16 protein-coding genes are annotated in these 18183 nt (G+C 74.9%); 2 read left to right on the top strand and 14 right to left on the bottom strand.

What is annotated here, in order from left to right; genetic code table 11:
* Positions 1-176: 176 nt before the first annotated feature.
* The 9 genes from lepB (LO771_RS21910) to proS form a co-directional block, all read right to left on the bottom strand.
* Positions 177-1229, bottom strand: coding sequence for a signal peptidase I (lepB, locus tag LO771_RS21910; protein ID WP_230655073.1), 1053 nt, complete (start codon positions 1227-1229; stop codon positions 177-179).
* Positions 1213-2037 carry a signal peptidase I gene (lepB, locus tag LO771_RS21905; protein WP_230655071.1) on the bottom strand — a complete coding sequence of 275 codons (825 nt, stop codon included), beginning with the start codon at positions 2035-2037 and terminating at the stop codon, positions 1213-1215. Before lepB (LO771_RS21905) ends, lepB (LO771_RS21910) begins: the two co-directional genes overlap by 17 nt.
* Before the next feature lie 72 nt (positions 2038-2109).
* The gene (gene rplS / locus LO771_RS21900; RefSeq protein WP_230655068.1) at positions 2110-2460 is read right to left on the bottom strand and encodes a 50S ribosomal protein L19; all 351 of its coding nucleotides are present in this window, start codon (positions 2458-2460) and stop codon (positions 2110-2112) included.
* A gap of 132 nt (positions 2461-2592) precedes the next feature.
* Positions 2593-3423 carry a tRNA (guanosine(37)-N1)-methyltransferase TrmD gene (trmD, locus tag LO771_RS21895; protein ID WP_230655066.1) on the bottom strand — a complete coding sequence of 277 codons (831 nt, stop codon included), beginning with the start codon at positions 3421-3423 and terminating at the stop codon, positions 2593-2595.
* A gap of 9 nt (positions 3424-3432) precedes the next feature.
* Complete coding sequence (rimM, locus tag LO771_RS21890) at positions 3433-4059, bottom strand: ribosome maturation factor RimM (RefSeq protein WP_230745268.1); 627 nt, start codon at positions 4057-4059, stop codon at positions 3433-3435.
* Between the two features lie 171 nt (positions 4060-4230).
* Positions 4231-4470: an RNA-binding protein gene (locus LO771_RS21885; protein ID WP_230655063.1), complete on the bottom strand. Its 240-nt coding sequence runs from the start codon at positions 4468-4470 to the stop codon at positions 4231-4233.
* Between the two features lie 2 nt (positions 4471-4472).
* On the bottom strand, positions 4473-4910 hold the full coding sequence (gene rpsP / locus LO771_RS21880) for a 30S ribosomal protein S16 (RefSeq protein WP_230655061.1): 438 nt from the start codon (positions 4908-4910) through the stop codon (positions 4473-4475).
* A 332-nt stretch (positions 4911-5242) separates the two neighbouring features.
* Entirely contained in the window at positions 5243-5839 is a 597-nt protein-coding gene (locus LO771_RS21875) for a hypothetical protein (RefSeq protein WP_230655059.1), read from the bottom strand.
* 226 nt (positions 5840-6065) lie between these two features.
* Complete coding sequence (gene proS / locus LO771_RS21870; RefSeq protein WP_230655057.1) at positions 6066-7478, bottom strand: proline--tRNA ligase; 1413 nt, start codon at positions 7476-7478, stop codon at positions 6066-6068.
* Positions 7479-7703: 225 nt separating this feature from the next.
* Here proS and LO771_RS21865 point away from each other — a divergent pair, with 225 nt between their 5' ends.
* A complete protein-coding gene (locus LO771_RS21865; RefSeq protein WP_230655056.1) occupies positions 7704-8519 on the top strand; it encodes a class I SAM-dependent methyltransferase in 816 nt (271 codons plus the stop codon).
* Between the two features lie 136 nt (positions 8520-8655).
* On the opposite strand, the gene LO771_RS21860 is transcribed toward LO771_RS21865, so the two are convergent.
* Positions 8656-9177 (bottom strand): GNAT family N-acetyltransferase, encoded by a 522-nt coding sequence (locus tag LO771_RS21860; protein WP_230655054.1) that lies wholly within the window; start codon positions 9175-9177, stop codon positions 8656-8658.
* A 101-nt stretch (positions 9178-9278) separates the two neighbouring features.
* Positions 9279-10844 carry a signal recognition particle protein gene (ffh, locus tag LO771_RS21855; RefSeq protein WP_230655052.1) on the bottom strand — a complete coding sequence of 522 codons (1566 nt, stop codon included), beginning with the start codon at positions 10842-10844 and terminating at the stop codon, positions 9279-9281.
* Between the two features lie 267 nt (positions 10845-11111).
* On the opposite strand from ffh, the gene LO771_RS30840 reads away from it, so the two are divergent.
* Positions 11112-13682, top strand: a complete 2571-nt coding sequence (locus LO771_RS30840) for an FG-GAP-like repeat-containing protein (protein WP_255744682.1) — start codon at positions 11112-11114, stop codon at positions 13680-13682.
* Between the two features lie 64 nt (positions 13683-13746).
* Here LO771_RS30840 and LO771_RS21840 read toward each other — a convergent pair whose 3' ends face one another.
* From LO771_RS21840 to LO771_RS21830, 3 genes are all read right to left on the bottom strand, one after another.
* Positions 13747-16278: a [protein-PII] uridylyltransferase gene (locus LO771_RS21840; RefSeq protein WP_230655050.1), complete on the bottom strand. Its 2532-nt coding sequence runs from the start codon at positions 16276-16278 to the stop codon at positions 13747-13749.
* 246 nt (positions 16279-16524) lie between these two features.
* Positions 16525-16863, bottom strand: a complete 339-nt coding sequence (locus LO771_RS21835) for a P-II family nitrogen regulator (protein WP_230655048.1) — start codon at positions 16861-16863, stop codon at positions 16525-16527.
* Entirely contained in the window at positions 16863-18167 is a 1305-nt protein-coding gene (locus LO771_RS21830; RefSeq protein WP_230655047.1) for an ammonium transporter, read from the bottom strand. Before LO771_RS21830 ends, LO771_RS21835 begins: the two co-directional genes overlap by 1 nt.
* Positions 18168-18183 lie beyond the last annotated feature (16 nt).

Here is an 18183-nt window from a genome sequence, read left to right as displayed (position 1 = left end):
CGCGCCCACGCCGAATACGGCACCGCCCCGCGGCACCGCCTGCTCCCGGTCCTGCACGGCACACCGCACACCGGCAACCTCCAAGGCACCCGGCACGACCACGCACCGCGCACCCCACCCTCTCTACCACCCGCAGAGGTGGCCCGCCGTCAGCCACGCACGGCGGGGACCGCCGTTCAGCCGGGCGGGGTGGCGCCCCTGCGCCACCGGCGGACGGCGAAGGGCAGCGCCCCCGCCACACCCATAACGAGCGGGGGTTCCCCGGGATCCGGCCTCGCGGCGTCCGGCTGCGCGGACCCGCCGGCGCGGCCGCCGGGGTCCGGGACGGCGGCCGGGAGCGGTCCCGCCGCACCGATCACGCTGCCGGGCGGCGGGGGGAGGGCGGAGAGCGAGGCGGGTTCGGGCAGCCGGTGGAAGCGCGGGACGGGCCAGGCCACCACGACGGCGCGGCCGATGACGTTCGAGAGCGGGATGGTGCCGTTGCCGAAGTCGGTCATGTGGAAGCGCGAGTCGGCCGACAGGTCGCGGTGGTCGCCCATCACCCAGAGCCTGCCGTGGGGGACGGCCACCTTGAAGGTGATGCGGGAGGCCGGGTTGCCCGGCGCCACGTACGGCTCGTCCACGGCCGTGCCGTTGACGGTGAGCCTGCCGCTGCGGTCGCAGCAGGCCACGGTGTCGCCGCCGACGCCGATGACCCGCTTGATCAGGTCGCCCTCGTTGTCGGAGGGCAGCAGGCCGACGGCCGTGAACGCCTGCTTCACGCCGCGGACCACCGGCCCGTCCTCGGAGGCCCTGCGCTCGTCGGGCGGCAGCCAGTTGCCGGGGTCGCGGAAGACCACCACGTCGCCGCGCCGGTACTCCTTGCCGAACCAGGGGGTGAGCTTGTCCACCAGCACCCGGTCGCCGATCTTGATCGTGTCCTCCATGGATCCGGACGGGATCACGAAGACCTGGAGCAGGAACGTCTTCAGCAGCAGGGCGATCACGAGGGCGACGCCCGCGACCACCGGGAGCTCCCGCAGGAAGGAGCGCTTGCGGCGGCGGGCCGCCCGGCGGGCGATGCGGCGGCGCTCGGCCCGGCTGAGGCCGGAGCTGCGGCGGCGCCTGCCGTCGCGCCCGGGACCGTCGGCCCCGGAGCCGGAGCCGACGGCGGCGGCGGCCGTCCGGTCGGGCGCGGACCCCCCGCCGGGCGGCGGGTCGGCGACCCGCGGCCTACCCCTGGTCCCCATGCCGACCGCTCCTCCCTGCCGCGTCCACCGCGTCGTACGCCCCGGGGCGCCGGAGGTGCCGCCAGTGCCCGAAGGGATATACGACCCAGTCGGCCCGACCGATCACCTTGTCCTCGGGGACGAATCCGCCGCCCGGTTCGCCGAGGTGGTCCCGGGAGTCCCGGGAGTCGCTGCGGTGGTCGCCCATCACCCAGAGCTTCCCGGCCGGGACCTCGACGTCGAAGGGCACCGAGGAGGCGGTGTCGCCCGGGAACAGGTACCCGGACTCGTCCAGCGGCACGCCGTCGACGGTGATCCGGCCCTGCCGGTCGCAGCAGACGACGCGGTCGCCGCCCACTCCGACGACGCGCTTGACGTAGTCGGTCTCGGACGGGGAGGTGAGGCCGAGGTAGGAGCCGAGCTGGCGCAGGGCGGCACCGAGGCCGCCGGGGGCGGCGTCGTCCTGGAGGAAGGAGCCGCGGCCGTCGAAGACGACGACGTCGCCGCGGCGGACGCGTCCGCCGAAGTCGTAGGCGAGCTTGTCGACGAGGACCCGGTCGCCCACCTGCAGGGTGCCCTCCATCGAGTGGGAGGGGATGGCGTAGGGCTGGGCCACGGAGGCGTTGACCAGGCCCAGCAGCAGCAGGCAGACCAGGACCGCCATCCACCGGTTCCAGCGGTTCGGCCGGCCCTGGCCGCGTCGGGCGCGGGTCGCGGTCCGGTCCCCGTCGGAGGCCCCGGGAACGGCCGCGGACCGCGGCGGCCGCCCGTCGCCCCGGTCGGGGGAGGGCGTGCCGTCGCGGTCCGCGAGGGGTTCGTGGGTGCTCATCGGGCGAAGCCTATCCGGCCTCGAACGGGTGGTCCCCACTCCCGGGCGAAGCCGGGGCGTGCGCGGTCCGGCTCAGCGGTCGCGCTTCTCCTTGATCTTGGCGGCCTTGCCGCGCAGGTCGCGCAGGTAGTACAGCTTGGCGCGGCGGACGGCACCGCGGGTCACGACCTCGATCTTCTCGACGATCGGGGTGTGGACCGGGAAGGTGCGCTCGACGCCGACGCCGAAGGAGACCTTGCGGACGGTGAAGGTCTCGCGGACGCCCGCGCCCTGGCGGCGGATGACGACGCCCTGGAAGACCTGGACACGGGAGCGGTTGCCCTCGATGACCCGGACGTGCACCTTGAGGGTGTCACCGGGGCGGAAGGCGGGGACGTCGTCGCGCAGCGACGCGGAGTCGATGACGTCGAGCAGGTTGCTCATCGGGACTCTCCATCATGGGCGCCACGGGTCACCCACGGAATTCGGAAGGATCGGGAGGGTGCTGCTCGCCGGGACCGGGTCCCGGTGGACGGTGTTCCCCCCGTGGCAGGGGCAACGGCACGCAGCAGCGGCCTATTGTTCCACACCGTCCGGTCCGGGCCGAAATCGGCCGGCCGCGTCGTCCCAGGCCACGCCGAGGGCGTCGAGCGCCCGGCGGTCGTGCTTGTCGAAGGCGGCCTTGTCCCAGCGGCCCACGAGGTCCGGGCGCATGCGCAGGGTCCGGCGGAAGGCCTGCTCGCGGCGCCAGCGGGCGATCAGGCCGTGGTTGCCGCTCAGCAGCACCTCGGGGACGGTCCGGCCGCGCCACTCGGCGGGCTTGGTGTAGACGGGGCCCTCCAGCAGGTCGGCCATGGCGCCGGCGGCGAAGGAGTCGTCGCGGTGCGACTCGGCGTTGCCGAGGACGCCGGGCAGCAGCCTGGCCACGGCCTCGACCATGACGAGGACCGCGACCTCGCCGCCGGCCAGCACGTAGTCGCCGATGGACGCCTCGACGACCGGCATCCGGTCGGCGGCCTCGTCGATGACGCGGCGGTCGATGCCCTCGTAGCGGGCGGGGGCGAAGGCGAGCCACGGCTCGGCGGCCAGGTCCTGGGCGAGCGCCTGGGTGAAGGGGCGGCCGCTGGGGGTGGGCACCACCAGGGTGGGCACGGCCCCCTCGCCGACCTGCTTCGCACCCTGCTCGACGACCGAGTCGAGCGCGGCCCCCCACGGCTCCGGCTTCATGACCATGCCGGGGCCGCCGCCGTAGGGGGTGTCGTCGACGGTGCGGTGCACGTCGGTGGTCCAGTCCCGCAGGTGGTGCAGGTGGACGTCGAGCTGCCCGCGGGCGCGGGCCTTGCCGACCAGCGACACGTTCAGCGGTTCGAGGTACTCGGGGAAGATGGTGACGACGTCGATGCGCATGGGCGCCGGTCACTCCCGCCCGGTGGTGCCGTCGGCGCCGCCGCCGGCCCCGTCCGTACCGGTGCCGCCACCCGTCCCGCCGTCGGCGTCCCGGCCGCCCTCGCGGCTGCCGGCGACCTCGGCCCGGTCGGGGTCGATCAGGCCGGGCGGCGGGTCGATGACGGCCCGCTGCTCCTCCAGGTCGATCTCCGGGACGATCCGCTCCACGAAGGGGACCAGCACCTCGCGGCCCTCGGCGGTCCGGACGTTCAGCAGGTCCTGGTAGGGCAGGTGGACGACCTCGGTGACCTCGCCGACCGGGGTGCCGTCGCGGAGGACGACGTCGAGGCCGACGAGCTGGTGGTCGTAGTACTCGTCGGGGTCCTCGGGGAGCTCGGCCGGGTCGACCTCGGCGATGAGGAGGGTGTTGCGCAGCGCCTCGGCGGCGTTGCGGTCCCCGACGCCCTCGAAGCGCAGCAGCAGCCGTCCGCTGTGCACGCGGCCGGACTCGACGGTGAGCGGGCCGGCCGAGGGCGGGTCGGTGAGCAGGACGGCTCCGGGCGCGAGCCGGAGCTCCGGCTCGTCGGTGCGCACCTCGACGGTGACGTCCCCCTTGATGCCGTGGGCACGGCCGATCCTGCCGACGACGAGCTGCACGGTGATCGCGCTCCTGGTGGGTCTGCGTGCGCGGGTCCGCACGCTGGTGGGTCTACGGGGCGGCCGCCGGGCGGCCCTGCTGCGGGGCTCCCGGCGCAGGGAGGGGCGAACGCCGCAGGGCCGGCCGGGACGAGGTGCGTCCCGGCCGGCCCTGCGGAGAGGCCGTGCGGCTCAGCGCATGTCGTCGACGTCGACGAGGTCGACGCGGACGTTCCGGCCGCCCAGTGCACCGACCACGGTGCGGAGCGCACGCGCGGTGCGGCCGCCGCGGCCGATGACCTTGCCGAGGTCCTCGGGGTGCACCCGGACCTCGAGGGTGGCGCCCCGGCGCAGGTTGCGCGAGCGCACCTGGACGTCCTCGGGGTTCTCGACGATGCCCTTCACCAGGTGCTCGAGGGCTTCCTCGAGCATCCTCAGGCCTCGCTGGACGCGGTCTCGGCCTCGGCGGCCTCGTCCTTCTTGTCCGACTTCTTGGCCTTCGGGGTGATGGCGGCACCGGTGGTGCTGTCCTCGAAGCCCTGGACGGCCTTGGCGAAGAGGTGGCTGTAGTCCTCGACCTTGGGCTCGGCGACCTTCAGGGGGGCCGGAGCCGGCTCGCCCTTGAACTTCTGCCAGTCGCCGGTGAGCTTGAGGATGGCGAGCACGGGCTCGGTCGGCTGCGCGCCGACGCTCAGCCAGTACTGGGCGCGCTCCGAGTCGACCTCGATCTTCGAGGGGTCGTAGGTCGGCTGGTAGACGCCGATCTCCTCGATGGCGCGGCCGTCGCGCTTGGTGCGCGAGTCGGCGACGACGATGCGGTAGTGCGGGGCACGGATCTTGCCCAGACGCTTCAGCTTGATCTTGACTGCCACTGGAGTGGGGTCTCCTGGTCTTGACGTGGGTGAGCGGCCGCGCGCGCCACGTGGGGTTGTGGACGCCGGCTGCCCGACTGACACGCCAGCCGGAGGAGAGAGGGGTCCTGCTCGGCTGCCGAGTACTCAGCTGCCCATTGTGCCACAGCGCGGGCCGCCCTCCGGACCGGACGGGGACCCGGCGGCCCGGGCCATGCGTCATGGCGGCGCCGCGGTCCGGTCCGCCGCGGTGCCGCCGGGCACCCGGAGCCCCCGCGCCGGCGCGGAACGCGCATCCGCGGCGCCCGCACGTCCGGATGTTCCCGGGGGCCGGGGCCCCGGGAACATCCGGCTCAGGACTCCTGGGCCGGGTCCGCGATCCGGAACGGCTGCTGGCAGGCGCCGCACACGATGGACGCCTGGGCGAGCACCGAGGGCACCACCCGGACGTTCCGCCCGCAGCCGCAGACGGCCTTGACCCGGACGCCGCCGCCGGAGGAGCCGTGCCGGGTGGCCGGGCCGCGGAAGGCACGCCCGCGGCCCTCGCCGCTGACGGCCTCGGAGTGCGCGCCGAGGGCGAGGTCGAGGCGCTCGATGGTGTCCGCGTACCGGGAGCGGGTCTCCGGGAGCATGGTCACCAGCGAGAAGCCGCTGCTGGGGTGGGGTTCCACCGGATGGGCCAGGCCCAGCTCGTCGGCGATGGCGAGGAAGCGCCGGTTGTGGTAGCGCCCGGCCCGCGAGGTGTCGCGGATGCCGCGGGCGGCCGCCAGTCCGTGCGCCGCCTCGTGCAGCAGCCGCTCGAAGCTGAGCTCTGTACCGCAGGCGGAGGAGGACTCGCCGATCAGCGACTCGGGGGCCGCGAGGTCGGGCAGGTCCGGGTGGTGGCGCTGGATGTCGCTCCAGGCGGCGGCAAGTTCGGCCGCGAGGACGAGGGGCTGTGTCGTGCTCACGCTATGCCAACGAGGGAGAGGGGTCGGATGTTCCGTCCGCGGAGCGGCGATCGCACTTCCCGCCTACCGGCGGGTACGCCCCGACCTGGGCGTAGGCGCCTGCCGAGCACCTGATACAACGTCGAACTCCTGTCCTGTGCGCCCCGCCGGACGCACACGGAGGGTGAAGGGATGGGCCCGCGGCCCCTCACGGAGGGACCGCGGGCCGTACACGATATCCGTCCGGTCAGTAGGCGCGGGCGACGATCGCGATGTTGCCGGGCTGGTCGTCGGCCTCGGGCACCGAGCCGTCGGCGGCCACCAGGCAGCGGACGCTGACGCCCTGCTCCGCGAGCTTGGCCTCGCCCTCCGGGCCGAGGTCGGCCCAGGAGATGCGGCCCCAGCCGGTGGCGGCGGCCTCGACCGCCTCGTCGACCGACGTCACGTCGACGGTACGGGCCTCGCGGCGCTCCCGCGACTGGCGCAGCAGCAGCGCCTGGTCCTCCTCCAGCACCGACGGCACCAGCTGCGCCAGCGCGTCGACCGCGACCGGCTCCTTGCCGCCGGGGATGCGGCGGGCCAGCATCGCGGTGCCGGCCTCCAGGTCGCGCGGGCCGACCTCGATGCGGACCGGGACGCCCTTGAGCTCCCAGTCCACCGCGCGGCGGCCGAACGGGACGTCCGTGCGGTCGTCGACGACGACGCGGACACCGGCGGCCTCCAGGGCGGCGCCGATCTCCCGGACCTTCGCGACCACCGCGTCGTCGCCCTTGATGGCGAGGACGACGGCCTGGACCGACGCCAGGCGCGGCGGGACCCGCAGGCCGTTGTCGTCGCCGTGGGACATGATCAGGCCGCCGACCATGCGGGTCGAGGTGCCCCAGGAGGTCTGCCAGACGTGCTCCTGGTGGCCCTCGCCGGAGAGGTACTGGGTGCCGAAGGCCTTGGCGAAGTTCTGGCCCAGCTCGTGGCTGGTGCCCATCTGCAGGGCCTTGCCGTCGCCCATCATACCCTCGAGGGTGAGGGTGTTGATGGCGCCGGCGAAGCGCTCGCGGGCGGTCTTGCGGCCCAGGACCACGTCGATGCCGAGGACGTTGACCATGAAGTCGCCGTAGACGTCCGTGTGGATCATCGACGCGTAGGCGCGCGCGTCCTCGTAGGTGGCGTGGGCGGTGTGGCCCTCCTGCCAGAGGAACTCGGTGGTGCGCAGGAAGACGCGGGGCCGCAGCTCCCAGCGGACCACGTTGGCCCACTGGTTGATGAGCAGGGGCAGGTCGCGGTAGCTCTGCACCCACTTGGAGAAGTACTCGTTGATGATGGTCTCGGAGGTGGGCCGGACGACGACCGGCTCCTCCAGGTCCTTGCCGCCGCCGTGGGTGACCACGGCCAACTCGGGGGCGAAGCCCTCGACGTGCTCGGCCTCGCGGGTCAGGTACGACTGCGGGATGAACATCGGGAAGTACGCGTTCTGGGCCCCCGCGCGCTTGATGCGCGCGTCCATCTCCTGCTGCATCCGCTCCCACAGGCCGTAGCCGTACGGTCGGATGACCATGGTGCCGCGCACCGGGCCGTTGTCGGCCAGTTCGGCCTTGTTGATCAGGTCCTGGTACCAGCGCGGGAAGTCGTCCGCCTGGGGGGTGAGCACGGGAGCCTTTGCCATGGGGCGAATGGTACGGGGCCCGCGCGCCCGACCGTGAATCGATGCACGGGCGGGGGCGCACCACCGCCGCGCCCGCGCGCCTCCCCCACTCCTCTGGACGCCGGGCCGCGACGGGGGTTGTCTGTATGCGGGGGGTCTGCACGCGGGGGGTCTCGGGAGCACGACGGGGGTCCACGGGTGCCGCGGTGTGCGCCGCGGCAGAAGGACCGGATGGGAGGCCGCAGGATGGCGTCAGCTCAGGTGAGGAGCACGGCCCCGGAGCTCACGCGGGCGCAGCAGCGGGCGCGCGACTGGGCGGAGATCCAGGAGCGCATGCTGGTGCCCCTGTACGAGGCCGTGTACCACCGGCTGGAGGTCGGCCCGGCGACCAGCGTGCTCGGCCTGGGCTGCCGCTCGGGGCTGGCGCTGCTGCTGGCCGCCGCCAGGGGGGCCGAGGTCGCGGGCCTGGAGCCCGAGGGCGAACTGCGCTCCCTGGCGCGGGACCGGCGGCTGAGGGTGCTCGCCGACGTGCACCGCGACGCGGCCCCGGAGGGCCCCCCGCCCACCACGCACTCCCTGGTCACGGCGTTCGAGAACCTGTACTGCGCGGCCGATCCGCAGGAGCTGGTGCGCAGCGCCGCCCGGCTCACCCTGCGGGGCGGGCACGTGGTCCTGGCGACGTGGGGGCCGCCCGAGCGCTGCGAGAGCGCCGGCGTGCTGGACGTGGCACGGCGGCTCGCCCCTCCCCCGTCCGCGGGGCGCGGGGGGCGGCGGTACGACCCGTTCGGGCTAAGCGCCCCGGGGAAGTTGGAGTCGCTGGTGGTGGGCGCCGGACTGCGGCCCGACGGCAGCGGCCGGGTGTCGTGCCCGTTCGCCTACCCTGACCTGGAGAGCGCGGTGCGGGGCCTGCTGTCCACGGGCGTCTACGACACGGCCGCGGAGTACTCGGGCGAGGCCCTGGTGGTCAAGGAGCTCACGGAGGCGCTCCACCCGTACCTGCGGGACGGCGGGGCGGTGCGGATGGCCAACGTCTTCCGGTACGTGGTCGCCCAGGCGCTCTGACGGCGCCGTCCCCGGCCGCGCCGTGCGGCCGGGGGCCGGGGCGGCGGCGCGGCGGAACGGACGGCGGACGGGCGGCGGGCGCCCGGACGGCGGGACGCGCTCCGGGCGGCGGACGCCGGGGCGGCGCCGGGGCCCGTCAGGCGGACAGGCCCGGCCACTCCTCGGCGGTGAGGGCGTAGCGCTCGTGGTCGCGCCAGTCGCCGTTGATGTACAGCATCCGGGGCGAGTAGCCCTCCAGGCGGAAGCCGAGGCGCTTGGCCATGGCGGCGGACCGCTCGTTGTCGGGCTGGACGTTGATCTCCAGGCGGTGGAGGCCGAGGCCGCCGGCGCGCTCGGGGGTGAAGCAGCGGTCGACCACCAGCCGCAGGCCCTCGGTCATCCGGCCGGTGCCGGCGTAGGGCAGGTAGGAGTCGTAGCCCAGCGAGGCGTTGCAGAAGCGGCCGAGGGCGATGTTGGCGACGTTGCACTTGCCGGCCAGGCCGCCGTCGGCGGTGTCGACGATCAGGAAGGTCCGCAGCGCGGGGCCCTGCCGCTGGAGCAGGGCGGGGAGGTCCGCCTCGACCGGGTTCCAGGGGCCGATGTGCTCGGCGGAGCGCAGGACGGCTGCGGCGTAGGCCTCGGCGTCGGAGGGCCGGGGGGCTCGGATGGTCACTCGCACGGGTCCATCATCGGACACGCCGGCGGCCCGCCGCACCCGGTTCACGGGTGCGGCGGGCCGTCGGCGGGGTGCGGCGGGCCGTCCGGGCCGCCGCGGGGCCGTCACTGCGGGGGCAGCAGGTCCCTGAACTCCTTGGGCAGCTCGAAGTCGGCCGGGCCCTGGCCGGCGCCGAGGCCGAAGGCCCCGCCGGGCTGGGCGGCGGCGCCGCCCGCGGCGCGCCGCTCGGCGGCGGCCTTCTCCTCGGCGGCGCGCTTGAGCGGGTTGCCGGAGCGCTGCTTGCCCTTGCCCTTGCCCTGCTTCTTGGCCTGGCGCTTGGGACCGCCGCCCATGCCGGGCATCCCGGGCATGCCGGGGATGCCCTGGCCGCCGGCCATGCGGGCCATCATCTTGCGGGCCTCGAAGAACCGCTCGACGAGGTTGTTGACCTCGGTGACGCTCACGCCGGAGCCCTTGGCGATACGGGCGCGCCGGGAACCGTTGATGATCTTCGGGTCGGTGCGCTCGGCGGGCGTCATCGACTTGATGATGGCGCCGACGCGGTCGACGTCGCGGTCGTCGATGTTGTTGATCTGCTCGCGGATCTGGCCCATGCCCGGCAGCATCCCCAGGAGCTTGGAGATGGAGCCCATCTTGCGGACCTGCTCGAGCTGGCCGAGGAAGTCGTCGAGGGTGAACTCCTTGCCGCCGCCGCGCAGCTTGGAGGCCATCTTCTCGGCCTCGGCCTGCGAGAACGTCCGCTCCGCCTGCTCGATCAGGGTGAGCACGTCGCCCATGCCGAGGATGCGGGAGGCCATCCGGTCGGGGTGGAAGGCGTCGAAGTCGTCGACCTTCTCGCCGTTGGAGGCGAACATGATCTGACGGCCGGTCACGTGGGCCACCGACAGGGCCGCGCCGCCGCGGGCGTCGCCGTCGAGCTTGGAGAGCACCACGCCGGTGAAGTCGACGCCGTCGAGGAACGCCTGAGCGGTGGTGACCGCGTCCTGGCCGATCATCGCGTCCACGACGAAGAGGACCTCGTCGGGCTGGACGGCCTCGCGGATGTCCGCGGCCTGCTGCATCAGCTCGGCGTCGATGCCGAGGCGGCCGGCGGTGTCGACGATGACGACGTCGTACTGCTTGCCGCGCGCGTACGCGACGGAGTCGCGGGCCACCTGCACCGGGTCGCCGACGCCGTTGCCGGGCTCCGGCGCGAAGACGTGCACGCCCGCGCGCTCGCCGACGACCTTGAGCTGGTTGACCGCGTTGGGGCGCTGGAGGTCGCAGGCCACCAGCAGCGGGGTGTGCTTCTGCTGCTTGAGCCAGTGGCCGAGCTTGCCCGCCAGGGTGGTCTTGCCCGCGCCCTGGAGGCCCGCGAGCATGATCACGGTCGGGGGCTGCTTGGCGAAGCGCACCCGCCGGGTCTCGCCGCCGAGGATCGCGATGAGCTCCTCGTTGACGATCTTGACGATCTGCTGCGCCGGGTTGAGCGCCTGGGAGACCTCGGCGCCCAGCGCCCGGTCCTTGACCTGCTTGATGAAGGCCCGGACCACCGGGAGGGCCACATCCGCCTCGAGCAGGGCGATGCGGATCTCACGGGCCGTGGCGTCGATGTCCGCCTCGGTCAGGCGGCCCTTGCCCCGGAGGTTCTTGAACGTCGCTGCGAGGCGGTCGGAAAGGGTGTCGAACACGTCGGTCGCGGGTCCCTCGTGGCGTCGGTACGGGTACGGTCGTCGCCCCCAGGGTATCCGGCCGCCGTCCCGGCCGGACCCACTGCGCCCCGGGAGGTCCGCCGCGGGAACCCGCTTGCGCCGCTCCGTACACGGACCGATAGGCTCCGCCGTCATCTGTCATCCGTCGTGCCGCCGCACGATGAGTGAGCACCGCCGTACGTCGCACAGACCGACACGAGGACGGGCATGACATCGCGCACCACACACGCGCACAGACCGCTGGGGATGAAGGGGAGGGTCTGGCTGGGGCTGGGCTCCGTCCTGCTGGGAGGGGCGGGCGTCACCGCCGTGGCCTTCGCCGGCACCGACGCGCGGCCCCCGCAGGCCGCGAAGGGCGTCCACCACCCGGTCGCGCCGAAGATCCACCGCACCGCGCTGGCCGCGCTGGCCCGGTCCGCGGGCGGCGCCCCGGTCCGGGGCCTCACCCGGCGCACCACCGAACCGTTCAACATGCTCGGCGTCAGCTGGGACGACCCGAAGGTCCGCTCCGCGGGCACCGTCGAGGTCCGCACCCGGGCGCTGGGCACAGGCACCTGGTCCGCCTGGAGGAAGCTGGGGACCACCGACACCGCGCCCGACCCGGGCAGCGGCGACGCCCGCGGGGCCCGCGGCGCCACCGAGCCGCTGTGGACCGGTCCGTCCGACGGCGTCGAACTGCGGGTCACCGCCGGCGGCGCAGGGCGCTTCCCGGCGGGCCTGCGGCTGGACTCCATAGCCTCGGGCAGCCTCGGCTCGGGCTCCTCCCCCGCGGCGCAGGCCCGGGGGGCCGTGCTGCGGGACGCGGAGCCCGCGGGCGCGGTGCTCGCGGCCGACCCGACCGCCACGGACACCGCCGCAGCCACCGACACCGCGGCCGCCACGGACACGGCGGCCGCCGCCACGGACACCGCCGCGGCCACCGACACCGCCGCGGCCACGGACACCGCGGCAGCGACCGGCGCCGCCACGGCGACGGACAGCGCCGCAGCCACCGGCACCGGCGCCCCCACCGACACCGCGAGCGGCTCGGCGAGCAGCACCCCCACCGGCTCGACGAGCACCGGTCCCGCCCTCTCCGACTGCACCTCGGAGGGGACGACGGCGACGATGCCGACGCCCGTCGCCTCCCCGGTCCGCCAGCCCCCCGTCGTCAGCCGCGCCCAGTGGGGCGCAGACGAGACGCTGCGCGACCAGACGCTGCCCTGCTACTCCTCGGGCGGCGTGCGGACCGTGTTCGTCCACCACACGACGGACGCCAACGACTACACCTGCAGCACCGACCCCCTGAACCCGAACGGCTCCGCCGCGCTGGTCCAGGCCGACTACGCGTACCACGTCACGTCCAACGGCTGGCGGGACCTGGGCTACAACTACCTGGTCGACAAGTGCGGCACCGTCTTCGAGGGCCGCTGGGACGGCGCGGACGACGGCGGGCGGCTGCCCGTCTTCGGCGCCCACACCTACGGCTGGAACGTCGACACGATGGGCGTCGCGGTGCTCGGCACCTACACGAGCACCAAGGTCTCCGACACCGTGCTCGGCGCCGTCGCCACGCTCGCCGACTGGAAGCTCGCCATGTACGGCGTGAAGCCGGGCGACAGCGTGCAGCTGAAGACGGCGGCCACCCAGAAGAACTACTTCGGCACCTCGTTCACCAGCGGGCAGACCTACACCTTCAAGGCGATCTCCGCGCACCGGGACGGCTTCAACACCCAGTGCCCCGGCGACGCCCTGTACAGCCAGCTCGGCTCGCTCCGCGGCTTCGCCACCGGTCCGGCGCCCGCGCCCGTCGTCACGGGGATGAGCGGGGCCGTGCCGTCCGGCACCACCTGGTACACCTCCGGCAAGGCCACCGTCTCCTGGTCGGAGAGCTGGGCCTCCGGCCTCATGGACCACTTCGAAATCCTGGTGGACGGGAAGACCGCGGCCACCGTCACCGACACGGCCCGCTCCGCCGCCCTCACCCTCACGCCCGGCACGCACAGCGTCGCGGTCCGGGCCGTGCACCTCAACAGGACGGTGAGCACCTCCGCCACCGCCGCGGTCAAGGTCCCGGCCGTGGGCGCCGACCCGGACTGGAGCGGCGACGGCAGGGCCGACCTGCTGGTCCGCACCTCCTCGACGACCGGCCAGACCTACGCCTACCTCGGCGCGGCCATGACGTCCCGGTCGTCGGCGGGCACCGGCTGGCAGTACTACGACAAGGCCGTGCAGACCGACCTCGACCGGGACGGCCTCTCCGACCTCGTCATGCGTCGGTCGAGCGACGGCGCGCTCTACTGGCGTCACCGGACGGGCAGCGGCAGCTGGACGAACGCGAAGCTCGCCTCCGGCTGGTCCACGGTCCGGCAGATCGTGGCGCCCGGCGACCTGACCGGTGACGGCAACCCCGACCTGCTGAGCGTGGACAGTGCCGGCGTGGTCTGGGTGTACCCGGGCAAGGGGACGGGCTCCTTCGGCGGCCGCTTCCAGGTCGGCTCCGGCCTGCAGGGCCTGAGCCAGCTGGTCGGCCACGGCGACGTCACCGGCGACGGGAAGCCCGACCTGGTGGGCCGCACCTCCGCCGGCGCGCTCTACCTGTGGCCGGGCGCGGGCGGCGGCAAGTTCGGCGCCCGCAGGACCCTGAGCAGCAGCGGCTTCGCCTCGGCCAACGCGCTGGCCGCGGTGGGCGACGTGAACGGCGACGGCCACGCCGACCTGCTGATCCGCTTCACCACCGGATCGCTGTACCTGTACCCGGGCAAGGGCGACGGCTCCTTCGGCGCCAAGGTCCAGATGGGCACCAGCAGCTTCGGCTCGTCCGCGATCCTGGGCTGACCCCGCCCCCGCGCGACCGCGCCCCCGTCCGGAGCCACCGGGCGGGGGCGCAGCCGTGTCCGGGTCAGGCCAGGGCGCGCTGCACGGCGGCGGCGACCCCGGCGGCGCGGGCGCCGTCCAGGGGGCGGCCCTCGGCGTCGGTGACGTAGAAGGCGTCCACCGCGTTCGCGCCCAGGGTGCTGATCCGCGCCGTCCGCACCCGCACGCCGGTGTCCTCCAGGGCCCGGCCGATGCGGTGCAGCAGGCCCGGCGCGTCCTGGGCGCGGACCTCGATCACGGTGGCCGACACCGACGAGCCGCCCGGCGCGACCGTGACCCGCGGCGGCGGCGCGGGGGCGCCCCTGCGGCGGGGGGCCGCCGCGTCGCGCTCGGCCAGCCGCCGGGCGACGTCCAGGCCGCCGTCCAGCGCCCGGCGGACGTCGGCCCGCAGCCGCGCCGCCTCCGGCAGGTCGCCGTACTCGGCCGCCACCGTCCACGACAGCAGCAGCACCGGGCCGGCCCCCACCGGGTCGAGCTCCCGGACGGAGGCCGCCCGCACGGTGAGGCGGTGCAGGGCGAGCACCCCGGCGACGGTGCCGAGCAGGCCCGGCCGGTCGGGGACGGCCAGGGCCAGCTCCACCCCCAGGGGCTCCCCCGCGGGACCGCCCGCCTCCTCCTCGGGGCGGTGCAGCTGGGCCCGTACGGAGAGCACAGGACCGCCGGTACGGCCGGCCTCGACCGCGAGGCGCTCCTCCTCCGCGCCGGGCTCGGCGGCGGGCGGCGCCGGGGGCGGCCCGCCGGCCAGCAGGGCCGCGGCCCGCCCGACCAGGTCGTTCACCAGGGAGGCCCGCCACGCGCTCCACGCGGCCGGGCCGGTGGCGAGCGCGTCGGCCTCGGTGAGGGCGTGCAGCAGCTCCAGGTTCTGGGGGCTGCCGACGACCTTGGTGACGGCCTCCACGGTCGCCGGGTCGTCGGGGTCGCGGCGGGTGGCGGTGTCGACGAGCAGCAGGTGGTGGCGGACCAGCAGGGCCAGCACCTCCACGTCGTCCGCGTCGAAGCCCATCCGCACGGCGAGGTCGCGGGCGATGACCTCGCCCGCCTCCGAGTGGTCGCCGGGCCAGCCCTTGCCGATGTCGTGCAGCAGCGCGGCCACCAGCAGCAGGTCGGGCCGGGCCACCCGGCGGGTGAGGGCGGCGGCGCGGACGGCGGTCTCCACCAGGTGGCGGTCCACGGTCCAGCGGTGCACCGCGTTGCGCTGCGGACGGCAGCGCACCCGCTCCCAGTCGGGCATCAGCCGGGTCACCAGGCCCTCGGCCTCCAGCGCCTCCCACACCGGCAGGCAGGCGGCGCCCGCGCCCAGCAGCGCCACCAGCCGGTCGCGGGCCTCGTCGGGCCACGGCACCGGCAGCGGACGGGACTCGGCCGCCAGGCGGCGCACCGTGGCGTGGGCGACGGCGATGCCGGCCTGGGCCGCCGCCGCGGCGGCGCGCAGCGGCAGGACCGGGTCCTGGAGCGGGCGGGCCGCCTGGGCGAGCACGGCCTCGCCGTCCTGCTCCACCACGCCCTCGGCGAGCGGGCGGCGCTCCACCGCGCCGCGGGCGACGGCTCCCGAGGTGCGGCCCGTGCCGCTGAACGGGAAGGCGAGGCGCGGGGTCCGGCGGCCGCGGCGGGACCGGGACCGCAGCACCCGCCCCACCTCGCGCCAGGTGACGTCGGAGGCGTAGGCGACGGTGCGGGCGGACCGGTAGACCTGGCGCAGCAGCGTGTCGGCGTCGAGCAGGCCGAGCCGCGCCGCCACCTGGTCCTGCTCCTGGAGGCTGAGCCGCTCGGTGGCGCGTCCGGTGACCAGGTGCAGGGCGTCGCGGACGTCGGCGAGGCGCTGCGCGGCCTCCCCGAGGCCGTCGCGGGGGGCGTCGGCGAGCCAGGAGGCGGCGACGGCGTCCAGGGCGACCAGGTCGCGCAGGCCGCCGCGGGCCTCCTTGAGGTCCGGTTCCAGGAGGAAGGACAGCTCGCCGTGGCGCTCGGCCCGCTCCCGGCACATCTCCTGCAGCTCGGGCAGCCGCCGGGCGGCCCCGGCGCGCCAGTCGGCGAGGACGGCGGAGCGCAGGGCGGCGGTGAGCGAGGGGTCGCCCGCGACGTGGCGGGCGTCGAGCAGGCCCAGCTGGGCCTTGAGGTCGTCGGCGGCCACCTCGCGGGCGGCGGCGAGGTCGCGCACCGAGTGGTCGAGGGCGACGCCGCTGTCCCACACGGGGTACCAGAGCTGCTCGGCGAGGGAGGAGATCCCGCCGCCCCAGGTGGTGCCGTCGTGCAGCAGCAGGACGTCGAGGTCGCTGCGGGGGGAGAGCTCGCCGCGGCCGTAGCCGCCGACGGCGACCAGGGCGACGCCGACCGGGGCGGGCCGCTCGCCGGCCGCCGAGGGGCTGCGCACGGCCGCGGCGGCGTCGGCGAGCAGGCCGGTGAGCCAGTGGTCGGTGAGGCGGGCGAGGGCCGCGCGGCGGCGGACGCCGGCCAGTCCCGGGTCGGCGAGGAGCCGCTGCCGGGCGGCGCCGTGGTCGGCGGGCGCCCCGTCCGGTGCGGGGGTGCGGGGGGTGTGGGGTGCTGTCTCCGGCGCGGTCACTGTGCTGTCCCCGTCCGTCGTGCCGCTCCCGGGGCGGGTCGCGGCGGTGTCGCCTGATACGCGGGCGGCGGACCCGCGGCCGGTGTCCCCGGCCGCGAGTCCGCCTCCCCTTCGTTCGTCCTCGTCCGTGCGGTGCACCCCTGCGGCGCCCCCTGCACCGGCCCCCGGTCCGTACCGGTCCTCGGAGCGGAGGGGCCGGCCGGGTCGGGGAACCGGGTCGGGGGTGGCCGGGTGGGGGCGTCCGGGTCAGAGGGCGTCCGGTCCCCGCTCCCCCGTGCGGACCCGGACCGCGGTCTCCACCGGGACGGCCCAGACCTTGCCGTCGCCGATCTTGCCGGTGCGGGCGGCCTTGACGACCACGTCGATCAGGCCGTCGGCGTCGTCGTCCTCGACCAGGACCTCGATGCGGACCTTGGGCACCAGGTCCACGGTGTACTCGGCGCCGCGGTAGACCTCGGTGTGGCCGCGCTGCCGGCCGTAGCCGCTCGCCTCCGTGACGGTGAGGCCGTGGACGCCGAAGGACTGCAGGGCCTCCTTCACGTCGTCCAGACGGTGGGGCTTGATGACTGCGGTGACGAGCTTCATCAGGCGTCGACCTCGCTCTTCTTCGCGACCGGGGCGGGGGCGGTGGTGCCGGCGGCGGCCGGCGGGGCGGTGCGGGCGACGCTGCCGCCGACGGAGGCGAAGTCGTAGGCGGTCTCCGCGTGGAACGCCTGGTCGATGCCGCTGACCTCCTCGTCCTCGGTGGCACGGAAGCCGATGGTGAGGTCGATGCCCTTGGCGAGGATCCAGGAGACGGTCAGCGAGTAGGCGGCGACCGCGAAGGCGCCGACCGCCTGCTTGCCGAGCTGGGAGAAGCCGGCGCCCGCGGTGAGGCCGTCGGTGGCGTCGAAGACGCCGATCAGCAGGGTGCCGATCATGCCGCCGACCGCGTGCACGCCGACCACGTCGAGGGAGTCGTCGTAGCCCAGCCTGTACTTCAGGCCGACCGCCCAGGCGCAGACCGCGCCGGCGATGACGCCGATGCCGATGGCGCCCCAGGTGTTGACGGCGGCGCAGGCCGGGGTGATCGCGACCAGGCCGGCGACGGCGCCGGAGGCGGCGCCCAGGGAGGTGAAGGCGCCGTGCTTGACCCGCTCGTAGGCGAGCCAGCCGATCATGGCGGCGCCGGTGGCGACCTGGGTGTTGAAGAAGGCGACGCCCGCGGTGCCGTTGGCCGCGAGGGCGGAGCCGGCGTTGAAGCCGAACCAGCCGAACCACAGGAGGCCGGAGCCGAGCATGACCAGCGGCAGGCTGTGCGGGCGCATCGGGTCCTTCTTGAAGCCGACCCGCTTGCCGAGGACGAGCAGGGCGCCGAGGCCCGCCATGCCCGCGTTGATGTGGACGGCGGTGCCGCCCGCGAAGTCCTTCACCCCGAGCTTGAAGATCCAGCCGCCGGACTGCCACACCCAGTGCGCCACCGGGAAGTAGACGATGCTGACCCAGAGCGCGGTGAAGAGCATCCAGGCGCTGAACTTGGCGCGGTCGGCGAGCGCGCCGCTGATCAGGGCCGGGGTGATGATCGCGAACATCAGCTGGAAGGCGGCGAAGGCGAAGACCGGGATGGAGCCGCTGAGGGTGGTCCCGGTGATGCCCTTCATGCCAAGGAAGTCGAGGTTGCCCAGCAGCCCCGCGCCGGTGTCGTCGCCGAAGGCGATGGTGTAGCCGTAGGCCACCCACAGGATGCTGACGATCCCGAGGCTGATGAAGCTCATCATGAGCATGTTCAGGACACTCTTGACCCGGACCATGCCCCCGTAGAAGAAGGCGAGGCCGGGCGTCATCAGCATGACCAGAGCTGCGCTTATGAGCACGAATGCGGTGTCGCCCGCGTCGAAGCCTTTCGGCATCGGCGTCTCCTTGTGT

It is taken from the genome of Streptacidiphilus sp. ASG 303 (assembly GCF_020991365.1).
GTDB lineage: Bacteria > Actinomycetota > Actinomycetes > Streptomycetales > Streptomycetaceae > Peterkaempfera.
Note: the sequence above shows the minus strand (reverse complement) of the source record. Positions and strands in the feature narration are given on the sequence as shown.

What these genes read in the sequence shown, in the direction of transcription:
- LO771_RS21885 (WP_230655063.1), bottom strand. Translation starts at nt 4,470, where the DNA reads ATGCTCGAGGAAGCCCTCGAGCACCTGGTGAAGGGCATCGTCGAGAAC.
- lepB (WP_230655073.1), bottom strand. Translation starts at nt 1,229, where the DNA reads ATGGGGACCAGGGGTAGGCCGCGGGTCGCCGACCCGCCGCCCGGCGGG.
- LO771_RS21865 (WP_230655056.1), top strand. Translation starts at nt 7,704, where the DNA reads ATGGCGTCAGCTCAGGTGAGGAGCACGGCCCCGGAGCTCACGCGGGCG.
- LO771_RS30840 (WP_255744682.1), top strand. Translation starts at nt 11,112, where the DNA reads ATGAAGGGGAGGGTCTGGCTGGGGCTGGGCTCCGTCCTGCTGGGAGGG.
- trmD (WP_230655066.1), bottom strand. Translation starts at nt 3,423, where the DNA reads ATGCGCATCGACGTCGTCACCATCTTCCCCGAGTACCTCGAACCGCTG.
- rplS (WP_230655068.1), bottom strand. Translation starts at nt 2,460, where the DNA reads ATGAGCAACCTGCTCGACGTCATCGACTCCGCGTCGCTGCGCGACGAC.
- proS (WP_230655057.1), bottom strand. Translation starts at nt 7,478, where the DNA reads ATGGCAAAGGCTCCCGTGCTCACCCCCCAGGCGGACGACTTCCCGCGC.
- LO771_RS21835 (WP_230655048.1), bottom strand. Translation starts at nt 16,863, where the DNA reads ATGAAGCTCGTCACCGCAGTCATCAAGCCCCACCGTCTGGACGACGTG.
- LO771_RS21830 (WP_230655047.1), bottom strand. Translation starts at nt 18,167, where the DNA reads ATGCCGAAAGGCTTCGACGCGGGCGACACCGCATTCGTGCTCATAAGC.
- lepB (WP_230655071.1), bottom strand. Translation starts at nt 2,037, where the DNA reads ATGAGCACCCACGAACCCCTCGCGGACCGCGACGGCACGCCCTCCCCC.